This window comes from Paractinoplanes durhamensis (assembly GCF_016862175.1).
GTDB classification, from domain to species: domain Bacteria; phylum Actinomycetota; class Actinomycetes; order Mycobacteriales; family Micromonosporaceae; genus Actinoplanes; species Actinoplanes durhamensis.
Window position 1 is genome coordinate 164,550 of the sequence record NZ_BOML01000040.1, and the last position, 24,395, is coordinate 188,944.

Below are 24,395 nucleotides of genomic sequence, written 5' to 3' on the forward strand. Positions count from 1 at the left end.
CTGATCCTGGCCGCGAAGCGACGGAATTGCACCCCGATTAAAGACCCCAGGCCTTCGCGATCCGAGCCAGCGAGTCCTGCCTGGTCGCCGGGTCGTAGACCGTGCCGGCCAGCATCAACTCGTCCGCCCCGGTGCGCTCCACCAGCGCGTCCAGGTCGGCGACCACCTCGTCGGCGGTCCCCGCGTACTGCGTGCCCGGCAGCGAGTCGAGCATCGCCCGGTCCAGATCGGACAGTTCGACCGCCGCGGCCTGCTCGGGCGAGATGATCGGCCCGAGCCGCCCGGTCCGCAGACTCAGCGCCATGATCCGCGAAGGCCCGGCCAGGTAGAGCGCCTCCTCGCTGGTCTCGGCGGCGATCACCGACGCGCTGACCATCGCGTGCGGCTCCGGGAAGCGCGGCGACGGCTTGAACCCGGTCCGGTAGAGCCGCAGCGCCGACTCCACATCGGAGCTGATCGCGAAGTGGTAGGCGTAGCAGAACGGCAGCCCCAGCGCGGCCGCGATCTGCGCGCCGTAGGTCGAGGACCCGAGCATCCACACCTCGGGGAAGCTCTCCGCGGCCGGCGTGGCCCGCAGCCGGCCGGCGGTGGCGTTCTCGATCCGGTCGTCGCCCAGCAGCGCCAGCAGCGTCTGCAGATGCTCCGGGAACTGCTCGACGGTCAGGTAGGGCGAGACCCCGCGCAGCGCCGCCGCGGTCGCCTGAGCGGTGCCCGGCGCCCGCCCGAGGCCGAGATCGATCCGGCCCGGGTGCAGCGCCTCCAGGATCGCGAACTGCTCGGCCACCACGAACGGCATGTGGTTCGGCAGCATCACGCCACCGGAACCGACCTTGATGCGGTTGGTGCGCGCGGCCACCGCGGCGATCAGCACCGGCGGCGCGGTCGACGCGACGGCCGGCATGTTGTGGTGCTCGGCCACCCAGAACCGGTGATAGCCCAGCTCATCGGCGGACTTGGCAACTTCCAGGGTGCCGCGGAGCGCGTCGGCGCTGGTGTGCCCCTCGCGGACGGTGGCCAGATCGAGCACGGAAAGCGGGACGCGCGTCATGATGGCGACCATAACGCGGCGCCGGCCGGCAGCCGGTGTGAGCTGGGCGTCAGTGCTTCTGGTTGCGGATCGCCTGCACGCCCACGGTGACCGCGCCGAGGGCCGCTCCCGGCACCAGCAGCCACACCGGCCACGGGTAGATCGAGCCGTCCACGCTCGCCACCACCAGGCCGAAAACCACCAGGTTGACCACGGTGACCGCGGCCCAGATGGTCCAGAGCACGAGCAGCGCGACCGGCAGCCGTCGCGCTCGGCGGCGCTCCTCCGCCTGTCGGCGAGCGGCGACGTCGGTTGCGCTGAGACCGGGCCGCGGCAGGTCCGAGACGAGCACAAGCAGTTCCTGGTACGTCTTGGCGCCGTACGCGTCGCGCACCCGGTCGTCGTATTCGTGGAGCGACAACCGGCCCTCGTCGAGCGCGGCCTTCAGCTGATCGGCGACCTTCTGCCGGTCGGCGTCGGCCGCCCGAAGCGTCTCGACATCGGCCCGCGTTTCTTTCCCCATCGGACGCTCCCTCCCCATGGATGCGGGGACACATTATCCGAGAAACGTTCAGTGTTGATGCCCGTGCGCCTCGGCGTTGCCATGGTGGTATTCGTGCGCCACCGCGTGCCCCTTGCCGCGCGCGATCATCCACCGGTTGACCGGCACGGTGACCACGAACGCGATGGCCAGCGAGGCGACCAGGCTGCCCCAGAACAGAAGGTCGCCCAGCCCCGCATCCATGGCGCCCGGAATGACCAGCAGGCTGCCGTTGTCGACCAGCTCCATCACCGCGATCGAGATGGTGTCGGCGGCCAGCGCGACGCCGAGCGCCCGCCGGAAGCCGACCCCGGCCGCGAGCACCGGCCGGATGGCCAGCGTGTAGCCGAAGAAGAAGGCCAGCACGATGGAGAGCGCGATGTTGCCGGCGTTGTGCCAGCCGAGCGCAGTGCTGATCACCATGCCGAGGATCTCCCCGATGGCGCAGCCGGTCAGGCAGTGCAGCGTGGCGGAGATGGCCGCCCGCGTGAGCTCCCGAGATTCCATGGCATCCAAGGTACCCCTGGGGGGTATAAAAGCAAGAGTATCCAGCTCTGCTTACACAGACGCGCTGCGGCGCTGATGAGCTATGCGGCGAGCTGCTGTTGCGCGCGCTCCTCCACCCGGCGGTCGGCGCGAGCGATCGAGCCGCTCGGCACCGCCGCCACCAGCGCCGCGATCACCAGCACGCTGCCGGCGAAGACGAACGCCCACGGCAGCCCGCCCGGCCGGTCCACGATCGCGCCGGCCACCGCACCGCCGGCCGCGCTGCCGCCGACCGAGACGGTCACGGTCCAGGTGTACGCCTCGTTCAGCATCGCGGCCGGCGCGAGCCGCCCGACCAGCGTGTTGCCGACGGTCAGCGCCGGCGCGATGGTCACCCCGCCCAGCACCAGCGCCATCCCCAGGTAGAGCGGGCTCGGCATCGCGGTCAGGATCAGGAAGCTGACCGCGACCGCCCCGAGCAGCCAGGCGAACTGCCGGGTCAGGGCCATGGTGGGCCGCCGGGTGCCGAACCAGATGCCACCGATCGCGCTGCCCACACCCCAGATGCCGAGGAGTACGCCGCCGAGGCCGTCCCCGCCGCCGTGCTGCCCGGCGTACGCCGGAACGATGACGCCCGCGGCGCCGAACGCCGTTCCCAGCGCGACCACGCAGATCATCAGGGCCGGGAAGCCGCCCGCGGTGAGCGGGCCGAGCCCCTTGGCCGCGTGCCCGCTGTGCTGCCGGGGCCGCTGCCGCATCACCGGCAGCCGGGAGATCCAGCCGGTGCCGACGAAGGTGGCGACCGCGGCCGCCAGCAGCGCCGACGCCGGCCGGTGGGTGATCACCACGAGCGCCGACACCAGGATCGGGCCGAGCACGAACACCAGCTCGAAGAGCGAGGTCTCGGCGGCCAGCGCGGCGCCGCGCAGATGATGCCGGCCGGAGCCGGCCTCGGTCATGTTGTTCCAGCCGCGCCGGATCGCCGCGGTCAGCGGGGGATAGGTGGCGCCCGCGACCGCCGACGCCACGAAGATCCATGGCAGGGCCGCCTCGCCGCCGCGGCTCACCAGCACCAGGCCGACGAGCGCGAGCGGGTGCAGCAGGGCGGTGGCGAGCAGGATCGGGGCCGGCCCGATCCGGTCGGCGAGCCGCCCCGCGATCGGGCTGACGGTGGCGCCGGAGATCGCGTAGACCCCGCCGGTGAGGCCGGCCGCCGAGTAGCTGCCGGTGGTCTGCTGGACGAGCAGCAGGAGCGCGAGCGGCGTCATCCCGATCCCGAGCCGGGCCAGGATGCCCACGCTGAGCAGGACCCGGCCGCCGGGGAGCCGCCAGACGCCGACGTACTGACGCAACGCGGCCACGTCTCGCCTCCCCGTGTAACGACCCGACCTGCGTTCCGACCCTAACCGGGAAACATCCCGGAAATACATGGCCGGTAATGCGGAACACATGGCGAAGGGCCGCCGGCGAACCGGCGGCCCTTCAGGGTGGTCATCGGTACTGGATGGCGCCCGCCTGCTGGCGGAGCCGGGCGATGCGCTGCTCCATCGGCGGGTGGGTGGAGAACAGCGCCGAGATGCCGCCGCCCCGGAACGGGTTGGCGATCATCAGGTGCGCGGAGCTGGTCAGCTGCCCGTCCGCGGGAAGCGGGAGCCGCTGGGCGCCGTACTGAATCTTCTCGAGCGCACTGGCGAGCGCGAGCGGGTCCCCGGTCAGCTCGGCACCGGAGGCGTCCGCCTGGAACTCCCGGTTCCGGCTGATCGCCAGCTGGATGATCGAGGCGGCGAGCGGGCCGAGGATCAGCATGAGCAGCAGCGAGGCCGGGTTGGGGCCGTCGTCGTCATCCGAGCCACCCAGCGGCAGGAAGATCGCCAGCTGGGCGAACATGGTGATGATCCCGGCCAGCGCCGCGGCGACGCTGGAGATCAGGATGTCCCGGTTGTAGACGTGCGAGAGCTCGTGGCCGATGACGGCCCGCAGCTCCCGCCGGTCGAGCAGCTGGGTGATCCCGACGGTGACCGCCACCGCCGCGTGCTGCGGGTTACGCCCGGTCGCGAACGCGTTGGGCTGCATGGACGGCGACACGTAGAGCCGGGGCATCGGCTGGCCGGCGGTCGCCGACAGCTCCCGCACCATCTGGTGCAGGGCCGGGAACTCGGCCTCGCTGACCGGCCGGGCCCGCATGGACCGCAGCGCGAGCTTGTCCGAGTAGAAGTAGCTGAACGCGTTCATCCCCAACGAGATGACCACGGCGAACACGAGGCCGCCGCTGCCGCCGACCCAGTAGCCGATCGCCAGGATCAACCCACTGAGCAGGCCGAGCAGGGCGGCCGTCTTGAGACCGTTGTGATGGCTGGACAACTGACACTCCTAGGTGAGATGCGTACCTACGTGAACGCCTCTCACCTGCGTTTTCATCCGACCCTGGCTGTGAGTTGGCTGAACCGCCCGGGAAAACGAAAACGGCCCCGGGCGCGTCTCCGCAGCCTCCGGGGCCGTTCTCTGTGCTGGTGGCGGGTAGAGGATTCGAACCTCTGAAGCTTTCGCGACGGATTTACAGTCCGCTCCCATTGGCCGCTCGGGCAACCCGCCTGGGCACACTGTTGCGGTCTCCCGCAGCAGCGGAAAACAGAATAGCCGTACCGCGGCCCGGGTACGCAACCGGGTACCGTCGGCATGTCGGAGGCCGGGTCGCCGGTCTCCCGCTTACATCGACGTACGCCATCCCGCAGGAGTCTGATCATGGCAGCCAGCCCGTCCTTCGACATCGTGAGCAAGGTCGACAGTCAGGAGGTCGACAACGCGTTCAACCAGGCGGAGAAGGAGCTGGCCACCCGCTTCGACTTCCGGGGCACGGGCACGGTCGTCGCCAAGTCGGGGGAGAGTTTCACGATCACGTCCGAGACCGAGGAGCGGGCCGTCGCCGCGCTCGACGTGTTCAAGGAGAAGCTGGTCAAGCGGAACATCTCGCTGAAGTCGCTGGACGCGGGGGAGCCGCGGCAGTCCGGCAAGACCTACAAGATCGACCTCAAGGTCGTCGAGGGGATCGAGTCCGACAAGGCCAAGGCGATCAGCAAGAAGATCCGCGACGAGGGCCCGAAGGGCGTGCAGGCGCAGATCCAGGGCGACCAGCTGCGGGTGACCGGCAAGAAGCGGGACGACCTGCAGGCCGTCATCACCCTGCTGAAGTCCGAGGATTTCGGGGTCGCGCTCCAGTTCACCAATTACCGCTGACGCGGAGCCGTTCGGCGGCAGACTGGGGTGATGAGCACCAGCACCTGGACCATGGTCGGCGGCGGTGTCGCCGGCTTGGCTCTGGTGGTGTTCGGCGTCGGGATGCTGATCACCGGACGCGCGCCGGATGCCACCGTGCGGTCGTTCCGCACCGTGCGTGAGGCCGGCCTCTATCACCTGCTGTTCGGGGCGGGCCTGGCGCTCGTGGTGCTGGGCACGGCCGTCCGGGTCGCCGTGGTGACGGTGTTGACCAGCGTGGCCGCGGTCGCCCTGGTCGGGGTGGCGGTGGTCCGGTTCCGGCCGCGCGGTCACCGGCGCCAGTTGAAGCAGTGACCGGTAACGACTAGAAACGGCGTGTGGACCTGACGCACGCCGTTCTTTCATTCGCCGTGCTCGGCGCCCTGCTGACGATCACGCCGGGGCTGGACACCGCTCTCGTGCTCCGCGCCGCGGTGACCATGGGCCGCGGGCCGGCCTTCGCCACCGCGCTCGGCATCAATGCGGGCGCTCTCACCTGGGGTGCGGCCGCCGCGGTAGGGGTCTCGGCCCTGCTCACCGCGTCCCAGGTGGCCTACACGATCCTGCGGGTGGCCGGCGCCGCCTACATGATCTACCTGGGCGCGAAAATGATCTTGGCCGCCATAAAGCATGACAAAACGGACGTAGTGCTCGACAACGCCGCCCATGGCGCGACCTTCTGGTCCACCTTCGGGCGTGGTCTCCTCACCAACCTGCTCAACCCCAAGGTGGGCGCCTTCTACGTGGCGGTGCTGCCGCAGTTCATCCCGTCCGGCGAGTCCCCGCTCCTGGTCGGCCTGCTGCTGGCGCTGGTGCACGACGTCGAGGGCATCCTCTGGTTCGCCGCGATCATCCTGGGTGCCGGTGCCCTGCGCGGCCACCTGGCCCGCCGGAAGGTCCGGGCCGCCGTCGACGGCGGCACCGGTGCGGTCCTGCTCGGATTCGGCCTGAAGCTGGGCCTGTCGAGCCGATGACGTGGTCCGACCGTCCTCGCGGGACCGTCGGCGATCAGGAGTCCAGTCCCTGCTCCTCCAGCCACCGGGAGTGCGATTCCCAGGCGGCCTGCTTGCTGCTGCCCAGTGCGGTGCCGATCTGGGTCCACGAGGCACCGGCGCCGCGGGCCGAGCGCACCATGGACTGTCGGCCGTAGCCCGCCTTGCGGATGACGACCTCGCTGAGCGCGAGCATTTCCAGCGCCTCATCCTTACCGAGCGGCGGGGAGTTGCCGGCCGCTTCACCGGCCATTGCGGCCAGTGCATCCCGCATCCTCAGTTCGTCGTACCGCGTTGTAGCGGTCGAGAGGGTGTGCTGTCGCTCCAGTTCGTCCGGTGATGCCGTCATAGGCCCACTTTGATCGTCAGGAACGCTTGACGTCAAGTGATCTTGACGAGGCAGAGACGAATTGCCCTCACTTACTTGTTTATATCCGGCGTAAAGCCGTCAATTTTGCTGGGTGAAATCCGTGCCTAACCTCAGCCGTTCGGTCAGGATTTAGGTATGGGGGTCGCCGAGTCGCTCGTGCACACTGCCCATCGCACACCTGGTGTGGCACCATCATGTGACCCCCCACTGGGCACTTCTATAGACCCGCAGGAGCCGAAGATGTTCACAAGGAAGCTGGGCCGCATGCTCGGCTTGGTCTTCGTCCTCGCCGCGACCGTCGGAGGGGTCGGCGCTGCGGCCGGGGCGCAATATCAGAGCGGTGCTCCCACTGCTGTTCAGGTGGCAGACTCCAGCATCACCTGGGAGTGACCGCGGAGCGGTGAGCGGCGCTGCGGTATCGCCTTGACCTGCGAGGGAGCATTATGGCTGGGCGTCCTAGAGTGCGGCGTCGCTCTGCCCAGTACGCATGGCTGATCACCAACCCTCTGGCGATCTTTGCGCTGATCTGTCTCGTCTCGTTCTGGGTGATTTATCCCCATTGGTATACGGCGTGGCCCGTCGGACTACTTGCGCTCGTGCTTTACGTGGTCGCCGATATCGGCGTTCTCAATTTCGTGGTCGGGCGAAGCGTCTTCAAGGTCGCCCTCTCTGAGCTCCCGTTCGTGCTGGCGCTCTATTTCCTGACGCCACCGATGGTCATCTGCGTCGGCACGCTGGCCATGATCATCTGCCAGCTCCGCGCCTCGCTGCCGGCCACCAAGATGTGGTTCAACGTCGCCAAGACGGCCGCCGGCGCCTCCATGGCACTGCTGGTGATCGCCGCCCTCCCCGACATCCGCGGGGCCGGCCCCGGCACCTGGGCGATCCTCTTCGCCGCCATGGCCGTCAGCTTCTTCTTCGAGATCGTCTGCCTGGCCTCGGTGATGGGCGTGGTGCAGGGCGTCCGCGCCGCGCAGGACGTGTTGAGCGCGATCTGGGCGCCGATGCTCCTCTCCGGCGTCAACGTCGTCGTCGGCCTGGTCTTCCTGGTCGCGCTCGACGCCACCTGGTGGGCGGCCATCCTGCTGACGGTGCTGGCCGCCGCCCTGGTTCTGGTGCTGCGCTCGCTGGCCGAGTTCTTCCGCCAGCACCGCACCCTCTCCGAGGTCTACGAGCTCACCCAGGCGATCCGCGAGGCGGGCACCGATTCGAGCCTGCCCGACGTGCTGCTCGGCCGGGTCCGCGCCCTGATGCGCGCGGAGTACGCGACGCTCTGGCTGGAGCCGCAGGGCCGCTATCCCGAGGTGCTGCTCACCGCCCGGGTGGAAAACAAGGGCCTGCTCGATCTGTCGACCACCCCGCCGTCGGTTCGCGAGCGCTCGATCGCCGAGGGAAAGACGGTCGCGGTCGGCCGCCGCCTGGGCTCGGACACCGACCTTCGCCCGGCCCTGCAGGCCGCCAAGGTCAAGGATGTCGTCGTGGTACCGCTGCGGTCCGGCCGCACCGCGATCGGCAGCCTCGAGGTGATCAACCGGATCGGCGAGACCCGGACCTTCCGCGACGCCGACGTCCAGGTGCTGGAGACGGTCGCGGCGCATGCCGCGGTGGCGGTGGAAAACTCCCGCCTGGTCGAGCGGCTGCGCTACGACGCCTACCACGACCGGCTCACCGCGCTGCCCAACCGCCGCCGGATCACCGACGCGCTGGCCGAGTCGGTGAAGGTGCGCGCCGAGGAGGAGGTCGTCGCGGTCCTGCTCTTCGACGTCGACGGGCAGCGCGACGTGAACGAGTCGATGGGCCACGGCGCCGGCGACAAGCTGCTCGCCGAGGTGGCCGAGCGCCTGCGGGCGATCGCCGGCCCGGGCGCCCTGGTCGGCCGGATCGGCGGCGACGAGTTCGTGGTGACGCTGCGGGCCGAGAGCACCGACGCGACCGTGGAGCTGGCCACCCGGATGCGCGAGCAGATGCGCGGCCCGATGACGGTGGGGAAGCTGACGCTCGACGTGGACACCGCGGTCGGTGTCGCGGTCTACCCCGACCACGGTGGCGACCCGGAGACGCTGCTGCAGCGGGCCGAGCTGGCCGCGAATGCGGCCAAGGTCCTGCCATACGGGGTGCAGCTGTTCCACCCGGCCCTGGAGTCCCGCGCGGTCCGTCGCCTGGGCATCGCGGCCGACCTGCGCAAGGCCCTCGACAACGGCGATCTGGACGTCTACTTCCAGCCCAAGGTCACGCTCACCGACCGCCATCTGGTCGGGGTGGAGTGCCTGGCGCGCTGGCAGCACCCGACCCACGGCGAGGTGTCCCCGGAAGACTTCGTGGCCGTCGCCGAGCACACCGGACAGCTCTCCAAGCTCACCGAGCGGGTGCTCACCGAGGGCCTGCGGCGCTGCCGGGAGTGGGCCGACGCCGACCGTCCGCTCTCCATCGCGGTCAACCTGTCGGTGCGCACCCTGCTCGACTCCCGCTTCCCCGACCAGGTCGAGGCGCTCCTGACCCAGTCCGGAGTGGCCGCCGCCCAGGTCACCTTCGAGATCTCCGAGCCGGGCATGCTCGGCGACATCGAGCGGGTGCTGCCCACCCTCTACCGCCTGCGCGATCTGGGCGTCCGCCTCAGCGTGGACGACTTCGGCACCGGTGCCTCGTCGCTGTCCTATCTGCGGCAGTGGCCGGTGCACGAGGTGAAGATCGACGACAGCTTCGTGCAGGGCATGGCCACCGACTCGGGCGATCTGGCGATCGTGCGGGCCGTGGTGAGCCTGTCCCGCGAATTCGGGCTGACGGTGGTGGCCGAGGGGGTGGAGAGCGAGCTGACCCTCGACCTGCTCGAAGAAATGGGCTGCGAGATAGGCCAGGGTTATCTGTTCTCCCGCCCTCTTCCCTATGAGCGTCTGGAGGCCTGGTTCAGCGCCCAGACCGAGCCGGAATCGACCCCGACCGGAGAGGTCAGAAGGCTCCGCGCGGTTATCTGAGCAGCGGTTTTTCCTTAGTGGGGGAGTCGATTTCACCCCTGCCCGAGGGTCGTGTAGCCTTACTCCTGCGCAACAAGCGAGTGATCGCGCGCAAGCCCCCTTAGCTCAGTCGGCAGAGCGTCTCCATGGTAAGGAGAAGGTCTACGGTTCGATTCCGTAAGGGGGCTCTACCGGGTTCGTTCCCCGCCGCCGGCGCTGGCAAAGCTCCGGTTTGCGCCGAGCCTGGCTCGGCGGTGTAGCTCAGATGGCAGAGCAAGCGGCTCATAATCGCTGTGTCGCCGGTTCAAGTCCGGCCACCGCTACTTGCGACGGGACCCTTCCCTGGGGTCCCACTTTGCAGATCGGCCCCATCAGCGTCTACGCTGTCAGGTCGTAAAGTAATCACAGTGAGCAGGAAGGCACCTTGCCGTGGCCAAGGCGACCGACGTCCGTCCGAAGATCACCCTGGCGTGTACGGAGTGCAAGGAGCGGAACTACATCACCCGGAAGAACCGGCGTAACGACCCCGACCGCGTCGAGCTGAAGAAGTTCTGCCCTCGGGATGGCCGGCACACCGTGCACCGCGAGACGCGCTAACTCGCACCAGCTTCACCCTGCGCCGTCCGGGCCCTTCCTCGAAGGGCCGCCGGGCGGCGCAGAGTAGTTTGTGGGCATGCCCTTGGACCAATCCTTCGTCGGACGGACGTACCCGCCCACCGAGCCCTACCTCGTCGGGCGCGAGAAGATCCGCGAGTTCGCCCGCGCCATCGGCGCCACCGACCGGGAGTATGTCGACCCCGAAGCGGCCCGCGCGATCGGCTACCAGGACGTCGTCGCCCCGCCCACCTTCCCGATCATCATCACGATGGCGTCCAGCCACGCGCAGATCGTCGAGGACCCGGAGCTCGGCATCGACTACAGCCGAGTGGTGCACGGCGACCAGAAGTTCGCCTACGCCCGCCCGATCGTGGCCGGCGATGCGCTGGTCTGCGTCAACACCGTCGAGGAGATCACCACCCGCGGCGGCCACGACTTCATGACCACGCGCAGCGACGTCACGACCGAGGCCGGCGAGCCGGTCGTCACCGTGTGGGCCAAGCTCGTGCAGCGCGGGGAGGAGTGAACGTGTCGTTCGAGTCGCAGACCTTCCGGGTCACCCGGGCCGATCTGGTCCGCTACGCCGGTGCCTCCGGTGACTTCAACCCGATCCACTGGAGCGAGCGTTTCGCGACCGGTGTCGGCCTGCCCGGCGTGATCGCCCACGGCATGTTCACGATGGCTCTGGTGGGCCGGGCGGTGACCGCCTGGGCCGGCGCTCCGGACGCGGTCGTCGAGTTCGGCGTGCGCTTCGCCCGGCCGGTTCCGGTGCCCGACACCGACGAGGGCACCGAGGTCGTCGTGACCGCCACGGTCAAGGGCGAGACCGAGGACGGCAACACCAAATTGGCGCTGACCGCGACCTGTCAGGGCGAGAAAGTTCTGTCCCTCGCGCAGGCGGTTGTACGGAAGCGGTAGGGCGGGTTGGGCTAACCCGGTGTGAACCCGTACACTGGTCCGCCGTGGGGCTGTGACCCCCTGAACTCGTCTGCGCACAGCAGGTGGAGTGCAGGGAAAGCCGCCTCGCACAGGGGTGTAGCTCAATTGGCAGAGCAGCGGTCTCCAAAACCGCAGGCTGCAGGTTCAAGTCCTGTCACCCCTGCGCAACTCTCCTGACGTGCCCGCCCGGTGCGCGGTCCGCACGACCCCCGCGCCGGATCGAGCGCCGACGGGGGTCCACCACCACCGATCACGGAAGTAGGGCGGCATGGCCGAGAGGAACCGACCCGGTGACGCCGGCGACCCGGCCGACGACGAGGTGTTTGACGATGCCGTCGCCGAGGACGTGGCCGACGACGAGGACGCCGACGGCGAGCCGGTAGGCCGTGGCGGCACTGCCGTCCGCGAGCGGACCAAGGACGCCGAGGCGCCGAAGGCGAAGAAGGCCGCCCGGCGATCCGGGTTCTTCGGTCGCATCGGTGGTTTCTTCCGTGAGGTCGTCAGCGAGCTGCGTAAGGTCATTTGGCCGACCCGCAAGGAGTTGCTGACCTACACGACGATCGTGATCGCGTTCGTGACGATCATGACCGCCATCGTGGCTGTCCTGGACTACGGGTTCGGCAAGGGCATCCTCTGGGCGTTCGGCGGCTGAGCAGGCCCGCCGGAGTTCTTTCGAAGACTTATGTGGAAGTGAGCGAGCGTGCCTGAGTACGACGACGAGACCACGCCGGCCACCGACGAGCAGTCGTCGGTCGCCACGGTGGACGCCGACGAGTCGGTCGAGGCCGCCCCCGCCGAACCGGCCGAGGTGCCGGCCGCCGAGGACGACGAAGATTTCGACCCGGTGCAGGAGCTGCGGCAGAAGCTGCGCTACGCGCCCGGCGACTGGTACGTGGTGCACTCGTACGCCGGTTACGAGAACAAGGTCAAGACCAACCTCGAGACCCGGATCACGAGCCTCGACATGGAGGAGTTCATCTTCCAGGTCGAGGTGCCGACCCGCGAAGAGGTCGAGGTCAAGAACGGCAAGCGCCAGCAGGTCAACAACAAGGTCTTCCCGGGCTACATCCTGGTCCGGATGGATCTGACCCCCGAGTCCTACTCGTGTGTGCGCAACACGCCCGGCGTGACCGGCTTCGTGGGCGCCACCGACCGGGTCGACCGGCCGGCCCCGCTCTCCCTCGACGAGGTGCTGAAGTGGCTGGCACCGGCGGTCGAGACCGAGGAGAAGAAGGCCAAGCCCGAGATCAAGGTCCTCGACTTCGAGGTGGGCGACTCGGTCACGGTCACCGACGGCGCGTTCGCGTCGCTGCCGGCCTCGATCAGTGAAATCAATGCCGACCAGCAGAAGTTGAAGGTTCTGGTCTCCATCTTCGGTCGCGAGACGCCGGTGGAGCTCAACTTCAACCAGGTCACCAAGATCTGACAGCACGTCAGTGGGAGGGGCTCCGACATCGGGGGCCCCGCCAACAACCACAGGAGTAATCAGAAATGAAGCGCAGCAAGGCGTACCGCGCCGCAGCCGAGAAGATCGACGTCACCAAGCTCTACGAGCCGGCCGACGCGATCAAGCTCACCAAGGAATCCAGCTCCACCAAGTTCGACTCGACCGTCGAGGTCGCGATGCGGCTGGGTGTCGACCCGCGTAAGGCGGACCAGATGGTCCGCGGCACGGTCAACCTGCCGCACGGCACCGGCAAGACGGCCCGCGTGATCGTCTTCGCCCAGGGCGCCAAGGCCGAAGAGGCCGTGGCGGCCGGCGCCGACGAGGTCGGCACCGACGAGCTCGTGGCCCGCATCCAGGGCGGCTGGCTCGACTTCGACGCCGCGATCGCGACCCCCGACCAGATGGCCAAGATCGGTCGGATCGCTCGTATCCTCGGCCCGCGTGGCCTCATGCCGAACCCGAAGACCGGCACGGTCACCATGGACGTGACCAAGGCGATCAACGAGATCAAGGGCGGCAAGATCACGTTCCGGGTGGACAAGCACTCGAACCTGCACCTGATCATCGGCAAGGCCTCGTTCTCCGAGGAGCAGCTGGCCGACAACTACTCGGCCGTGCTCGACGAGGTCCTGCGGGCCAAGCCGTCGGCCGCCAAGGGCACCTACCTGCGGAAGGTCACCTTCACCACCACGATGGGCCCCGGCGTGCCGGTCGACCCGAAGGTCGTGAAGGGCATCAAGCAGGCCGAGGCCTGATCAGCCAGTAGTTCTACGGAAGGCCCCCGGGACATCCCGGGGGCCTTTTTTGTGGCAGGCTTGCCGCCGTGCGCTTCCAGGATGTCTGGTTCCGGTATTCAAGACGCTCCGACTGGACGCTGCGCGAAGTGGACGCGACGGTCGACCCGGGCGCGACGGTAGTGGTCCTGGGTCGCAACGGCGCCGGCAAATCCACCCTCCTCCAGCTGGCCGCGGGCGTCCTGCGCCCCAGCCGCGGCCTGCTCGGCGACCGTCCCGCCGTGATCGGCTGGGTCCCCGAGCGATTCCCCGCCGACCAGCCCTTCACCGCCGGCGACTACCTGCGCCGGATGGCGACGATCCGCGGCATCACCGACCCGCACGCCGTCGACCGCTGGATCGAGCGCCTCCTGCTCACCGAGCACACCGAAACCCGCCTCGCCGACCTCTCCAAGGGCACCGCGCAGAAGGTCGGCCTCGCTCAGGCGCTGCTCGTCCGACCCGGCCTGCTCGTCCTGGACGAGCCATGGGAGGGCCTCGACGCGGTCGCCCGCACGCTGATCCCCGACATCGTCACCGAGGTGACCGCGGCCGGCGGCATGGTCCTGGTCAGCGACCATCGCGGCGAGATCACCGCCCTCCCGGACGCGATCCACTGGACGGTCTCCGAGCACGGCGTGCACGCCGCCGAGTCGCCGAACGCTTCGGCCGAGGCGGAGGTGATCGTCGAGGTGGCGATGCGAAGATCCGAGGCGACCCAGGCGGTGGCCCAGCTGCGTGCCGCCGGTCACCGAGTGCTGCGCATCCAAGATCAAGTTCCAGATGCAGATGTACGCGGTGGAGCCTTCCTCGCCGAACCAGACCGCGCCCAGGAAGCTCCCGTCGACCGGGAGTCCCGATGACCGCCCTGGTGGCCATGCGAGTGGCCGGCTTCGTCCGCGGCGGCCGGGCCCTGGCCCCGCTGATCGCCGTGCTGGTCGTGCTGGGCGTGATCTACGGCGGGGGAGCGTCCCCGGCCGCGGTCGCCTACGGCTACTCGGCCGCCGCCCTCTTCCCGGTCCTGGCCTGGCTGACGAAGCTGCTGCTCGACACCGAACCGGACGTGCAGCGCCGCCTGGCCCGCCTGGCCGTCGGCCCGGCCCGGGAGGCAACCGCGGGCGTGCTCACCGCGATCCTGCTGTCCCTGGTGGTCTGCGCCGCCGCGATGGTCGCCCCCTGGCTGTTCCACGGCATCGACACCGAACAGAGCCTGGCCACCGGCATCGCCCTCGGCGTGCTGGCCCACCTGTTGGCGGTCCCGCCGGCGGTGGCACTGGGCGCCCTGGCCAGCCGAGCGGTAACCGGAAGCGTGCGCCTGGGCGTGACGGTGCTGGTGGTGTCCGCGGTCCTGGTGGTGGTCCTGGGCCTGACGACATCCTGGGCCCCCTGGCTGGTCCCGCCGGTGATGGCCACGGCCCGAGCCCTGAACGACCCCAGGTTCCCGCCATCGGCCGCGACCCTGGCCGTGCTCACCGGCTGGGCAGCGGCTTGGTGCGCCGCCGCTTACGCCGCCTACGGCTGGTTCCGCCGTTCCCGAGCCTGAAACCGAGGCCACCGGAAACCGCGGCCGGCTGAGCGCCCCGCGGTCGGGACCCCCGGCCGCTCGGCCCTCCGCACGGGAGGGGCTGCTTTTCGCGCGTGAGGCGGGAGCGGCCCGATTTGGCGGTGGCGGTGAGACCGCGTACTCTTCTGAATCGAAGTTCCACCCATAGACCGCTGGTCGCCGCAACCACCGTTCGCAAGACGGAGGTCGCGGTCGAAGGTCCCGCAGAGAGCGGGCGGCCCGCGCAGGGGAGAACGGTTCGTGAATCTGGTTCATGTTTTCTCTGAGCCTGCTTCCGCCCCGTGCGCCCTGCGCCGGGGCGTTTCTCATTCTCGGTTCCTTCTCCCCAGACCAGTGGCTTTGAGCACTGAGAGAGGAGGGACATGGCGGACAAGCCGGTCCGGGCCGACAAGGCCAATGCCGTCTCCGAGCTGACGGACAACTTCCGTAACTCGGCGGCCACCGTGTTGACCGAGTACCGCGGCCTCACGGTGAAGCAGATCACCGAGCTGCGGCGCTCGCTCGGCCAGGAGACCAAGTACTCCGTTTCGAAGAACACGCTGGCCAAGCGGGCAGCTACCGACGCGGGCATCGAAGGTCTCGACGCGCTGTTCACCGGTCCTACCGCGCTCGCCTTCATCAGCGGCGACCCGGTCGAGGCGGCCAAGAGCCTTCGGGCTTTCGCCAAGGCCCACCCCGTCCTGATCATCAAGGGCGGCGTCTTCGAGGGCAAGCCCCTCACCGCTGACGAGGTCAACAAGCTCGCCGACCTCGAGTCCCGTGAGGTGTTGCTGGCCAAGCTGGCCGGCGCCATGAAGGGCAACCTGAGCAAGGCCGCGGCGACGTTCCAGGCTCCGCTTTCCCAGGCTGTGCGCCTGGTGGACGCCCTGCGTGCCGAGCGCGAGAAGGACGGTTCCGCCGAGGCCGCCTGACGGCCTCGCGAACCACGCAGTTTTTAATTCAGAAGCTAAGAAAGGTTGCCAAACATGGCGAAGCTCAGCACCGACGAGCTGCTCGACGCGTTCAAGGAAATGACGCTCATCGAGCTGTCCGAGTTCGTGAAGACGTTCGAGGACGTCTTCGACGTCAAGGCTGCCGCGCCCGTCGCGGTTGCCGGCCCGGCCGCGGCCGGCCCGGCCGCCGAGGCTGCCGTCGAGCAGGACTCCTTCGACGTCGTCCTCGAGGGCGACGGCGGCAAGAAGATCCAGGTCATCAAGGTCGTGCGTGAGCTGACCGGCCTGGGCCTCAAGGAGGCCAAGGACGCCGTCGAGTCCGCCCCCAAGGCGATCCTCGAGGGTGTCAACAAGGAGAAGGCCGAGGCCGCCAAGGCCAAGCTCGAGGGCGAGGGCGCCAAGGTCACCCTCAAGTGATCTAACGCTCCACTGCACCATCTTGCGGATGGCGAGGACCCGTGCTCGGGTCCTCGCTATCTGTATTTTGTTACGCATTGTCGCAGGTGACGGCCTTGTGTGGGGCTGTCGTCCTGCCGACCGGCAAAGCCGGTTTAATCGGGCAATCCATGGAGTATGGTCGCTAAGACGTGCCCGCCACCCGGCGGCTCGTGTCCGACCCGCGGCGCAGCCCTTGACTGAGTGTCCGCTGACAGGCACGCTGACATCAGCAAGTCATCCGCGCTTGCGACAGCCGCCTTCGGGTAACCCGGTGTTCCACGGGTCGCTCGCAGGTGGCACCCGAGGGAGACAAGCCGCGTTCCGAGCGGCCCCGCACGAGGCATTGACCAGTGAGGCGCAGGTCAGAGGCCGCGGGGACACGTTCCGCAGGCACCCTCAGGTGTGGGCTGGACAGCGGTTAGCCGAGCGGCTACACTGCTAGTTTGCGCTGCCTTCTGCCTTGAGCCCTGCCTGGACATCCATCCGGATGAATTCCTGGGGGCTCGTTGGAGTGCCTACAAACGAGGGCAACGCAAACAGTTGCATACCGCAGCTGCAGCCGCATCAGCAGCACCGGTCCTCGGAAGGACGCATCTTGGCAGCTTCCCGCCCTGCGAAGACCAGCCGTACGTCGAGCGCTTACGCACCCCGCCGTGTCTCTTTCGGCAGGATCACCGAGCAACTTGAGGTCCCCAACCTTCTTGCCCTCCAGACCGAGTCCTTCGACTGGCTGGTTGGCAACGAGGCTTGGCAGGCCCGGTCGACGGACGACCCGAACGCCCACTCGGGCCTCGCAGAGATCCTCGAAGAGATCAGTCCCATTGAGGACTTCTCCGGCACTATGTCACTGTCCTTCTCGTCTCCGCGCTTCGACGAGGTGAAGGCCTCGATCGAGGAGTGCAAAGAGAAGGACCTGACTTACTGCGCGCCGCTGTTCGTGACCGCGGAGTTCACCAACAACACGACTGGCGAGATCAAGAGCCAGACCGTGTTCATGGGCGACTTCCCGATGATGACCCCCAAGGGGACGTTCGTCATCAACGGCACCGAGCGGGTCGTCGTGAGCCAGCTCGTCCGCTCGCCGGGCGTGTACTTCACGAAGGAGCCGGACAAGACCTCCGACCGTGACCTGTCCAGCGTCAAGGTCATCCCGAGCCGGGGTGCCTGGCTGGAGTTCGACATCGACAAGCGCGACACCGTCGGTGTCCGGATCGACCGCAAGCGCCGGCAGGCTGTCACCGTCCTGCTGAAGGCGATCGGTTGGTCGGCGGACCAGATCCGCGAGCGGTTCGGCTGGTCCGAGCTGCTCATGACCACCCTCGAGAAGGACCACATCGCCGGCCAGGATGAGGCCCTGCTCGACATCTACCGCAAGCTCCGCCCTGGCGAGCCCCCGACCCGGGAGAACGCGCAGACCCTGCTCGACAACCTCTTCTTCAACCCGAAGAGGTACGACGTCGCCAAGGTCGGCCGTTACAAGTTCAACAAGAAGCTCGAGATCGACGTCCCGATCGTCCGGGGCACGCTGACCGAGGAAGACATCGTCAAGACCGTGGACTACCTGTGCCGGCTGCACGCCGGTGAGGAAGGCTACGAGCCCGACGACATCGACCACTTCGGTAACCGTCGCCTGCGCACCGTCGGCGAGCTCATCCAGAACCAGGTCCGCGTGGGCCTGTCCCGGATGGAGCGCGTTGTCCGTGAGCGCATGACGACTCAGGACGTCGAGGCGATCACGCCGCAGACCCTGATCAACATCCGCCCGGTCGTGGCGGCGATCAAGGAGTTCTTCGGTACCTCCCAGCTGTCGCAGTTCATGGACCAGACCAATCCGCTGGCGGGCCTGACCCACCGGCGCCGGCTGAGCGCGCTCGGCCCCGGTGGTCTGTCCCGTGAGCGGGCCGGCTTCGAGGTTCGCGACGTGCACCCCAGCCACTACGGCCGGATGTGCCCGATCGAGACGCCCGAGGGTCCGAACATCGGTCTGATCGGTGCGCTCTCGACGTTCGCGCGGGTCAACCCGTTCGGCTTCATCGAGACGCCGTACCGCAAGGTCGAGGACGGCACCGTCACCGACGAGGTCCACTACCTGACCGCCGATGAGGAGGACAGGTACATCAAGGCGCAGGCGAACGCCGTGCTGAGCAGTGACGGCACGTTCGCCGAGGATCGCGTCCTGGTCCGCCGTAAGGGCGGTGAGGTCGACTACGTGCCTGGTGCACAGGTCGACTACATGGACGTGTCGCCGCGGCAGATGACCTCGGTCGCCACCGCGATGATCCCGTTCCTCGAGCACGACGACGCGAACCGCGCGCTCATGGGCGCGAACATGCAGCGTCAGGCCGTGCCGCTGGTCAAGGCCGAGGCGCCGCTGGTCGGCACCGGCATGGAGTACCGTGCCGCGGTCGACGCCGGTGACGTGGTTGTCGCCGAGGTCGGCGGCGTGGTCGAGGACCTGTGTGCCGACTACGTGACGGTGCACCAGGACGACGGTCACCGCCGTACGTACCTGCTGCACAAGTTCCGTCGCTCGAACGCCGGCTCCTGCGTCAACCAGAAGCCGGTCGTGTTCGAGGGTGACCGGGTCGAGGCCGGCCAGGTCGTCGCCGACGGTCCGTGCACCGACGAGGGTGAGATGGCCCTGGGCCGCAACCTCCTCGTCGCGTTCATGTGCTGGGAAGGCCACAACTACGAGGACGCGATCATCCTGTCGCAGCGCCTCGTGCAGCAGGACGTGCTCACCTCGATCCACATCGAGGAGCACGAGGTCGACGCTCGGGACACCAAGCTCGGCCCGGAGGAGATCACCCGCGACATCCCCAACGTCAGCGAGGAAATGCTCGCCGACCTGGACGAGCGGGGCATCATCCGGATCGGTGCCGAGGTCGTCCCCGGCGACATCCTGGTCGGCAAGGTCACGCCCAAGGGCGAGACCGAGCTGACCCCCGAGGAGCGGCTGCTCCGCGCGATCTTCGGTGAGAAGGCGCGCGAGGTCCGGGATACCTCGCTGAAGGTTCCGCACGGCGAGACCGGCACGGTCATCGGCGTTCGCACCTTCTCCCGCGAGGACGGCGACGAGCTTCCCCCGGGCGTGAACGAGCTGGTCCGCGTGTACGTCGCGCAGAAGCGGAAGATCCAGGACGGCGACAAGCTCGCCGGCCGGCACGGCAACAAGGGCGTCATCTCGAAGATCCTGCCGGTCGAGGACATGCCGTTCCTGGAGGATGGCACCCCGGTCGACATCGTGCTGAACCCGCTGGGTGTGCCCTCGCGTATGAACATCGGCCAGGTTCTGGAGACCCACCTCGGGTGGATCGCCAAGACCGGTTGGTCGGTGGAGGGCGAGGACACCGAGTGGAAGCGTCAGCTGCGGGCGATCGAGGCGCACGAGTCGATCGCGGACTCGAACGTCGCGACCCCGGTCTTCGACGGCGCGCAGGAAGAGGAGATCAAGGGTCTCCTCGAGTCGACGCTGCTCAACCGCGACGGTAAGCGGCTGGTCAACGGCGATGGCAAGGCGCAGCTGTTCGACGGCCGCTCCGGTGAGCCGCTGCCGGACCCGATCTCGGTCGGCTACGTCTACATCCTGAAGCTGAACCACCTGGTCGACGACAAGATCCACGCACGGTCGACCGGCCCGTACTCGATGATCACGCAGCAGCCGCTGGGCGGTAAGGCCCAGTTCGGTGGCCAGCGGTTCGGCGAGATGGAGTGCTGGGCCATGCAGGCCTACGGTGCGGCTTACGCGCTGCAGGAGCTGCTCACCATCAAGTCCGACGACGTGCTCGGCCGCGTGAAGGTCTACGAGGCCATCGTCAAGGGCGAAAACATTCCGGAGCCGGGTATCCCGGAGTCCTTCAAGGTGCTTCTCAAGGAACTGCAGTCGCTGTGCCTGAACGTCGAGGTGCTGTCCAGCGACGGTGTGGCCCTGGAGATGCGCGAGACGGACGACGAGGTCTTCCGGGCCGCGGAGGAACTGGGTATCGACCTGTCCCGACGCCCGAACGAGGGCGTCAGCAGCGTCGAGGAGATCTGACGGATGGCGCCCCCTCGTCACTGAGGGGGCGCCGCCGCCGGCCTTGAATTCATTCCGAGCAACGAAACACGAGGGATAGTCCAAGTGCTCGACGTCAACTTCTTCGACGAGTTGCGTATCGGCCTGGCGACCGCCGACGACATCCGGCAGTGGTCGCATGGCGAGGTCAAGAAGCCCGAGACGATCAACTACCGCACGCTCAAGCCTGAGAAGGACGGACTCTTCTGCGAGAAGATCTTCGGCCCTCAGCGCGACTGGGAGTGCTACTGCGGCAAGTACAAGCGCGTCCGCTTCAAGGGCATCATCTGTGAGCGCTGCGGCGTCGAGGTGACCCGGTCCAAGGTCCGCCGTGAGCGGATGGGCCACATCGAGCTGGCCGCGTCGGTGACGCACATCTGGTACTTCAAGGGTGTGCCGAGCCGGCTGGGCTACCTGCTCGACCTGGCCCCCAAGGACCTCGAGAAGATCATTTACTTCGCCTCGTACGTGATCACGAGCGTTGACACCGAGTCGCGTCACCGTGACATGAGCACGATCGAGAACGAGATCTTCGCCGAGAAGCGCCAGTCGGAGAACAGCCGTGACTCGGAGATCGAGAAGCGGGCCGGCAAGCTGGAGCAGGACCTGGCCGAGCTCGAGGCCGAGGGTGCCAAGGCGGACGTGCGCCGCAAGGTCAAGGAAGCTGGCGAGCGCGAGATGCGCCAGATCCGGGACAAGGCGCAGCGCGAGATCGACCGCCTCGACGAGGTGCTCGACACCTTCCGCAAGCTCGACTCCAAGCAGCTGGTCACCGACGAGCTGCTCTACCGCGAGCTCCGGGACCGCTTCGGTGAGTACTTCACCGGTGGCATGGGTGCCGAGGCGATCAAGGCGCTGCTCGAGAACATGGACCTGGACGCTGAGGCCGAGAACCTGCGGGAGATCATCCGCAGCGGTAAGGGCCAGCGGAAGATCCGTGCGCTCAAGCGCCTCAAGGTTGTCGCCGCGTTCCTGAACACGCGTAACTCGCCGCTGGGCATGGTCCTCGACTGCGTCCCGGTCATCCCGCCGGACCTGCGCCCGATGGTGCAGCTCGACGGTGGCCGCTTCGCGACTTCCGACCTGAACGACCTGTACCGCCGGGTCATCAACCGGAACAACCGGCTCAAGCGACTGATCGACCTGGGCGCGCCCGAGATCATCGTGAACAACGAGAAGCGGATGCTGCAGGAGGCCGTCGACGCACTGTTCGACAACGGCCGCCGCGGCCGGCCGGTCACCGGCCCGGGTAACCGCCCGCTGAAGTCGCTGTCCGACATGCTCAAGGGCAAGCAGGGCCGGTTCCGTCAGAACCTGCTGGGCAAGCGGGTCGACTACTCCGGTCGTTCCGTCATCGTCGTCGGCCCCCGGCTCAAGCTGCACCAGTGCGGCCTGCCGAAGCAGATGGCGCTGGAGCTGTTCAAGCCGTTCGTGATGAAGCGTCTGGTCGACCTGAACCACGCGCAGAACATCAAGTCGGCCAAGCGGATGGTCGAGCGTCAGCGGCCGGTCGTGTGGGACGTCCTCGAAGAGGTCATCAGCGAGCACCCGGTGCTGCTGAACCGCGCGCCGACCCTGCACCGCCTGGGCATCCAGGCCTTCGAGCCGCAGCTGGTCGAGGGCAAGGCGATCCAGATCCACCCGCTCGTCTGCACGGCGTTCAACGCCGACTTCGACGGTGACCAGATGGCGGTGCACGTGCCGCTGTCGGCCGAGGCGCAGGCCGAGGCCCGGATCCTGATGCTCTCGTCGAACAACATCCTCAAGCCGGCCGACGGCAAGCCGGTGACCATGCCTACCCAGGACATGATCATCGGTCTCTACTACCTGACGCACCAGACCATCGGTGCCAAGGGTGAGGGCCGGGTCTTCTCCTCGGACGCCGAGGCGCGGATGGCGTTCGACAACGGCGAGCTGCACCTGCAGGCGGCCGTCAAGATCCGTCTTCGCGAGGTCATCGGTGTCGACAACGGCATCAAGGGCCCGAAGTGGGAAGCTCCGGAGGAGTGGACCGAGGGCGAGAACCTTCTCGTCGAGACCACGCTGGGCCGGGTCCTCTTCAACGAGACCCTCCCGCCGGGCTACCGCTTCGTGAACTACGAGATCCGCAAGGGTCAGCTGTCGGCGATCGTCAACGACCTCGCCGAGCGCTTCCCCAAGGTCGCCCTGGCGGCGACCCTGGACGCGCTCAAGGAGGCCGGCTTCCACTGGGCCACCTGGTCCGGTGTGACGATCGGTATGGGCGACGTCATCGGCCCCCCGCGCAAGCCGGAGATTCTGGCCCGCTACCAGGCCGAGGCCGACACCATCGACAAGCAGTACCAGCGTGGTCTGATGACCGCCGAGGAGCGCCGCGGCGAGCTCATCGAGATCTGGACCAAGGCGACCAACGAGATCGCGGCCGAGATGTCGACGGCTCTCCCGCAGGAGAACCCGCTCTGGGTCATGATCAACTCGGGTGCCCGCGGTAACCTGCTGCAGCTCCGGCAGATCGCCGCGATCCGTGGTCTGGTGGCCAACCCCAAGGGTGAGATCATCCCGCGGCCGATCACCTCGTCGTACCGCGAGGGTCTGACCGTCCTGGAGTACTTCATCTCCACGCACGGTGCCCGTAAGGGTCTGGCCGACACCGCGCTGCGTACCGCCGACTCGGGTTACCTGACCCGGCGTCTGGTGGACGTCTCGCAGGACGTCATCATCCGCGAGGAGGACTGCGGCACCGACCGCGCCATCCCGATGGCGGTCGGCGAGCGCGAGGCGGACGGCACTCTGGTCGTGCACACGCACGCGGAGACCGGCGTCCACGCCCGGACGCTGGCCGACGACATCAAGGACGCCAACGGCAACCTGGTCGTCGCACGTGGCTCGGACCTCAACTCGATCATGGTCGACCAGCTGGTCGCGGCCGGCGTCGAGAATGTCCGGGTGCGTTCGGTGCTGACCTGCGAGTCGAAGCTCGGCGTGTGCGCGGCCTGCTACGGCCGTTCGCTGCCGACCGGCAAGGGCGTGGACATCGGTGAGGCGGTCGGCATCATCGCGGCCCAGTCCATCGGTGAGCCGGGTACCCAGCTGACCATGCGTACCTTCCACACCGGTGGTGTCGCGGGTGAGGACATCACCCAGGGTCTGCCGCGTGTGCAGGAAATCTTCGAGGCCCGTGTGCCCAAGGGCAAGGCGCCCATCGCCGACACCCCGGGACGCATCCGGATCGAGGACGGCGAGCGTTCGCGGAAGATCATCGTGGTGCCGGACGACGGCAGCGAGGAGATCGTCTACGACAAGATCTCCAAGCGCGTCAAGCTCCGCGCCCACGACGGCGACCACGTCGGCGTCGGCGAGAAGCTGACCGAGGGCACCATCGACCCGCACGAGCTCCTGCGCATCATGGGTCCGCGCGCGGTTCAGGTCCACCTGACCGCCGAGGTCCAGCAGGTCTACCGCTCGCAGGGTGTGCTCATCCACGACAAGCACATCGAGATCATCATCCGCCAGATGCTGAAGCGGGTGACGGTCATCGACTCGGGTGCCGCGGAGTTCCTGCCGGGCATCCTGGTCGACCGGGCGCTCTTCGAGTCGGAGAACCGCCGGCTCGTGGGCGAGGGTGGCGAGCCCGCCGCCGGTCGTCCGGTGCTGATGGGTATCACCAAGGCCTCGCTGGCGACCGACTCCTGGCTCTCGGCGGCCTCCTTCCAGGAGACCACCCGGGTGCTCACCGACGCTGCGATCAACTCGCGCAGCGACTCGCTGGTGGGCCTCAAGGAGAACGTCATCATCGGCAAGCTCATCCCGGCCGGTACCGGTATTGCGAAGTACCGGAACATCCGGGTCGAGCCGACCGAGGAGGCCAAGGCCAAGGTGTACTCGATGACCGGGTACCCGGAGACCGACTACGGCTTCGGGCCGGCCAGCGGGCAGGCTGTGCCGCTGGACGACTTCGACTTCGGTTCCTACCGCTGACGATGTCCTACTGAAGTCGAAGGGCGGCCGCGCACTGCGCGGCCGCCCTTCGGCCTTCTTACTATGGTGTGGTGA

General features: G+C 68.1%; 23 protein-coding genes and 4 tRNA genes. 20 read left to right on the forward strand and 7 right to left on the reverse strand.

The window, feature by feature from the left end; translation table 11 throughout:
* Positions 1-37: 37 nt before the first annotated feature.
* The 6 genes from Adu01nite_RS25820 to Adu01nite_RS25845 form a co-directional block, all read right to left on the reverse strand.
* Positions 38-1,048 (reverse strand): LLM class flavin-dependent oxidoreductase, encoded by a 1,011-nt coding sequence (locus Adu01nite_RS25820; RefSeq protein WP_203730134.1) that lies wholly within the window; start codon positions 1,046-1,048, stop codon positions 38-40.
* A gap of 49 nt (positions 1,049-1,097) precedes the next feature.
* Positions 1,098-1,550, reverse strand: coding sequence for a DUF1707 SHOCT-like domain-containing protein (locus tag Adu01nite_RS25825; protein WP_203730136.1), 453 nt, complete (start codon positions 1,548-1,550; stop codon positions 1,098-1,100).
* A 48-nt stretch (positions 1,551-1,598) separates the two neighbouring features.
* A complete protein-coding gene (locus tag Adu01nite_RS25830; protein WP_203730138.1) occupies positions 1,599-2,075 on the reverse strand; it encodes a DUF4396 domain-containing protein in 477 nt (158 codons plus the stop codon).
* 80 nt (positions 2,076-2,155) lie between these two features.
* Positions 2,156-3,415 carry an MFS transporter gene (locus Adu01nite_RS25835; protein WP_203730140.1) on the reverse strand — a complete coding sequence of 420 codons (1,260 nt, stop codon included), beginning with the start codon at positions 3,413-3,415 and terminating at the stop codon, positions 2,156-2,158.
* Between the two features lie 130 nt (positions 3,416-3,545).
* Positions 3,546-4,415, reverse strand: coding sequence for a zinc metalloprotease HtpX (gene htpX, locus Adu01nite_RS25840; RefSeq protein ID WP_203730142.1), 870 nt, complete (start codon positions 4,413-4,415; stop codon positions 3,546-3,548).
* A 147-nt stretch (positions 4,416-4,562) separates the two neighbouring features.
* Positions 4,563-4,646: transfer RNA gene (locus tag Adu01nite_RS25845), tRNA-Tyr, on the reverse strand.
* Positions 4,647-4,796: 150 nt separating this feature from the next.
* On the opposite strand from Adu01nite_RS25845, the gene Adu01nite_RS25850 reads away from it, so the two are divergent.
* The 3 genes from Adu01nite_RS25850 to Adu01nite_RS25860 are packed head-to-tail and all read left to right on the forward strand — an operon-like array spanning position 4,797 to position 6,280.
* Positions 4,797-5,288 carry a YajQ family cyclic di-GMP-binding protein gene (locus Adu01nite_RS25850; protein WP_203730143.1) on the forward strand — a complete coding sequence of 164 codons (492 nt, stop codon included), beginning with the start codon at positions 4,797-4,799 and terminating at the stop codon, positions 5,286-5,288.
* A 30-nt stretch (positions 5,289-5,318) separates the two neighbouring features.
* Positions 5,319-5,621, forward strand: coding sequence for a hypothetical protein (locus Adu01nite_RS25855; RefSeq protein WP_203730145.1), 303 nt, complete (start codon positions 5,319-5,321; stop codon positions 5,619-5,621).
* 23 nt (positions 5,622-5,644) lie between these two features.
* Positions 5,645-6,280, forward strand: coding sequence for a LysE family translocator (locus Adu01nite_RS25860; RefSeq protein WP_239132705.1), 636 nt, complete (start codon positions 5,645-5,647; stop codon positions 6,278-6,280).
* Positions 6,281-6,314: 34 nt separating this feature from the next.
* Here the strand turns inward: Adu01nite_RS25860 and Adu01nite_RS25865 are convergent, their stop codons facing one another.
* Entirely contained in the window at positions 6,315-6,647 is a 333-nt protein-coding gene (locus tag Adu01nite_RS25865) for a hypothetical protein (RefSeq protein ID WP_203730147.1), read from the reverse strand.
* A gap of 261 nt (positions 6,648-6,908) precedes the next feature.
* Between Adu01nite_RS25865 and Adu01nite_RS25870 the strand changes: the two genes are divergently transcribed.
* From Adu01nite_RS25870 to Adu01nite_RS25950, 17 genes are all read left to right on the forward strand, one after another.
* Positions 6,909-7,058, forward strand: a complete 150-nt coding sequence (locus Adu01nite_RS25870; RefSeq protein ID WP_203730149.1) for a hypothetical protein — start codon at positions 6,909-6,911, stop codon at positions 7,056-7,058.
* A 53-nt stretch (positions 7,059-7,111) separates the two neighbouring features.
* Positions 7,112-9,640 carry a putative bifunctional diguanylate cyclase/phosphodiesterase gene (locus Adu01nite_RS25875; protein ID WP_203730150.1) on the forward strand — a complete coding sequence of 843 codons (2,529 nt, stop codon included), beginning with the start codon at positions 7,112-7,114 and terminating at the stop codon, positions 9,638-9,640.
* Between the two features lie 94 nt (positions 9,641-9,734).
* Positions 9,735-9,807: transfer RNA gene (locus Adu01nite_RS25880), tRNA-Thr, on the forward strand.
* Between the two features lie 62 nt (positions 9,808-9,869).
* Positions 9,870-9,942: transfer RNA gene (locus Adu01nite_RS25885), tRNA-Met, on the forward strand.
* Between the two features lie 106 nt (positions 9,943-10,048).
* Positions 10,049-10,216, forward strand: a complete 168-nt coding sequence (gene rpmG, locus Adu01nite_RS25890; protein ID WP_203730151.1) for a 50S ribosomal protein L33 — start codon at positions 10,049-10,051, stop codon at positions 10,214-10,216.
* A gap of 76 nt (positions 10,217-10,292) precedes the next feature.
* Entirely contained in the window at positions 10,293-10,742 is a 450-nt protein-coding gene (locus tag Adu01nite_RS25895; protein ID WP_203730152.1) for a MaoC family dehydratase N-terminal domain-containing protein, read from the forward strand.
* A 2-nt stretch (positions 10,743-10,744) separates the two neighbouring features.
* Positions 10,745-11,134 (forward strand): MaoC family dehydratase, encoded by a 390-nt coding sequence (locus Adu01nite_RS25900; RefSeq protein ID WP_203730153.1) that lies wholly within the window; start codon positions 10,745-10,747, stop codon positions 11,132-11,134.
* Positions 11,135-11,245: 111 nt separating this feature from the next.
* Positions 11,246-11,318 (forward strand) — tRNA-Trp (locus Adu01nite_RS25905).
* 105 nt (positions 11,319-11,423) lie between these two features.
* Entirely contained in the window at positions 11,424-11,807 is a 384-nt protein-coding gene (gene secE / locus Adu01nite_RS25910; RefSeq protein ID WP_203730154.1) for a preprotein translocase subunit SecE, read from the forward strand.
* A gap of 48 nt (positions 11,808-11,855) precedes the next feature.
* Complete coding sequence (gene nusG / locus Adu01nite_RS25915) at positions 11,856-12,581, forward strand: transcription termination/antitermination protein NusG (RefSeq protein ID WP_203730155.1); 726 nt, start codon at positions 11,856-11,858, stop codon at positions 12,579-12,581.
* 65 nt (positions 12,582-12,646) lie between these two features.
* Entirely contained in the window at positions 12,647-13,357 is a 711-nt protein-coding gene (rplA, locus tag Adu01nite_RS25920; protein ID WP_203730157.1) for a 50S ribosomal protein L1, read from the forward strand.
* Between the two features lie 68 nt (positions 13,358-13,425).
* The gene (locus tag Adu01nite_RS25925) at positions 13,426-14,238 is read left to right on the forward strand and encodes an ATP-binding cassette domain-containing protein (RefSeq protein ID WP_203730159.1); all 813 of its coding nucleotides are present in this window, start codon (positions 13,426-13,428) and stop codon (positions 14,236-14,238) included.
* A complete protein-coding gene (locus Adu01nite_RS25930; RefSeq protein WP_203730161.1) occupies positions 14,235-14,918 on the forward strand; it encodes a hypothetical protein in 684 nt (227 codons plus the stop codon). Before Adu01nite_RS25925 ends, Adu01nite_RS25930 begins: the two co-directional genes overlap by 4 nt.
* Before the next feature lie 383 nt (positions 14,919-15,301).
* Positions 15,302-15,850, forward strand: coding sequence for a 50S ribosomal protein L10 (rplJ, locus tag Adu01nite_RS25935; RefSeq protein WP_203730163.1), 549 nt, complete (start codon positions 15,302-15,304; stop codon positions 15,848-15,850).
* 54 nt (positions 15,851-15,904) lie between these two features.
* Positions 15,905-16,288: a 50S ribosomal protein L7/L12 gene (rplL, locus tag Adu01nite_RS25940; RefSeq protein ID WP_203730165.1), complete on the forward strand. Its 384-nt coding sequence runs from the start codon at positions 15,905-15,907 to the stop codon at positions 16,286-16,288.
* 616 nt (positions 16,289-16,904) lie between these two features.
* A complete protein-coding gene (gene rpoB, locus Adu01nite_RS25945) occupies positions 16,905-20,345 on the forward strand; it encodes a DNA-directed RNA polymerase subunit beta (RefSeq protein ID WP_203730166.1) in 3,441 nt (1,146 codons plus the stop codon).
* 84 nt (positions 20,346-20,429) lie between these two features.
* Positions 20,430-24,320: a DNA-directed RNA polymerase subunit beta' gene (locus Adu01nite_RS25950; RefSeq protein ID WP_203730167.1), complete on the forward strand. Its 3,891-nt coding sequence runs from the start codon at positions 20,430-20,432 to the stop codon at positions 24,318-24,320.
* Positions 24,321-24,395 lie beyond the last annotated feature (75 nt).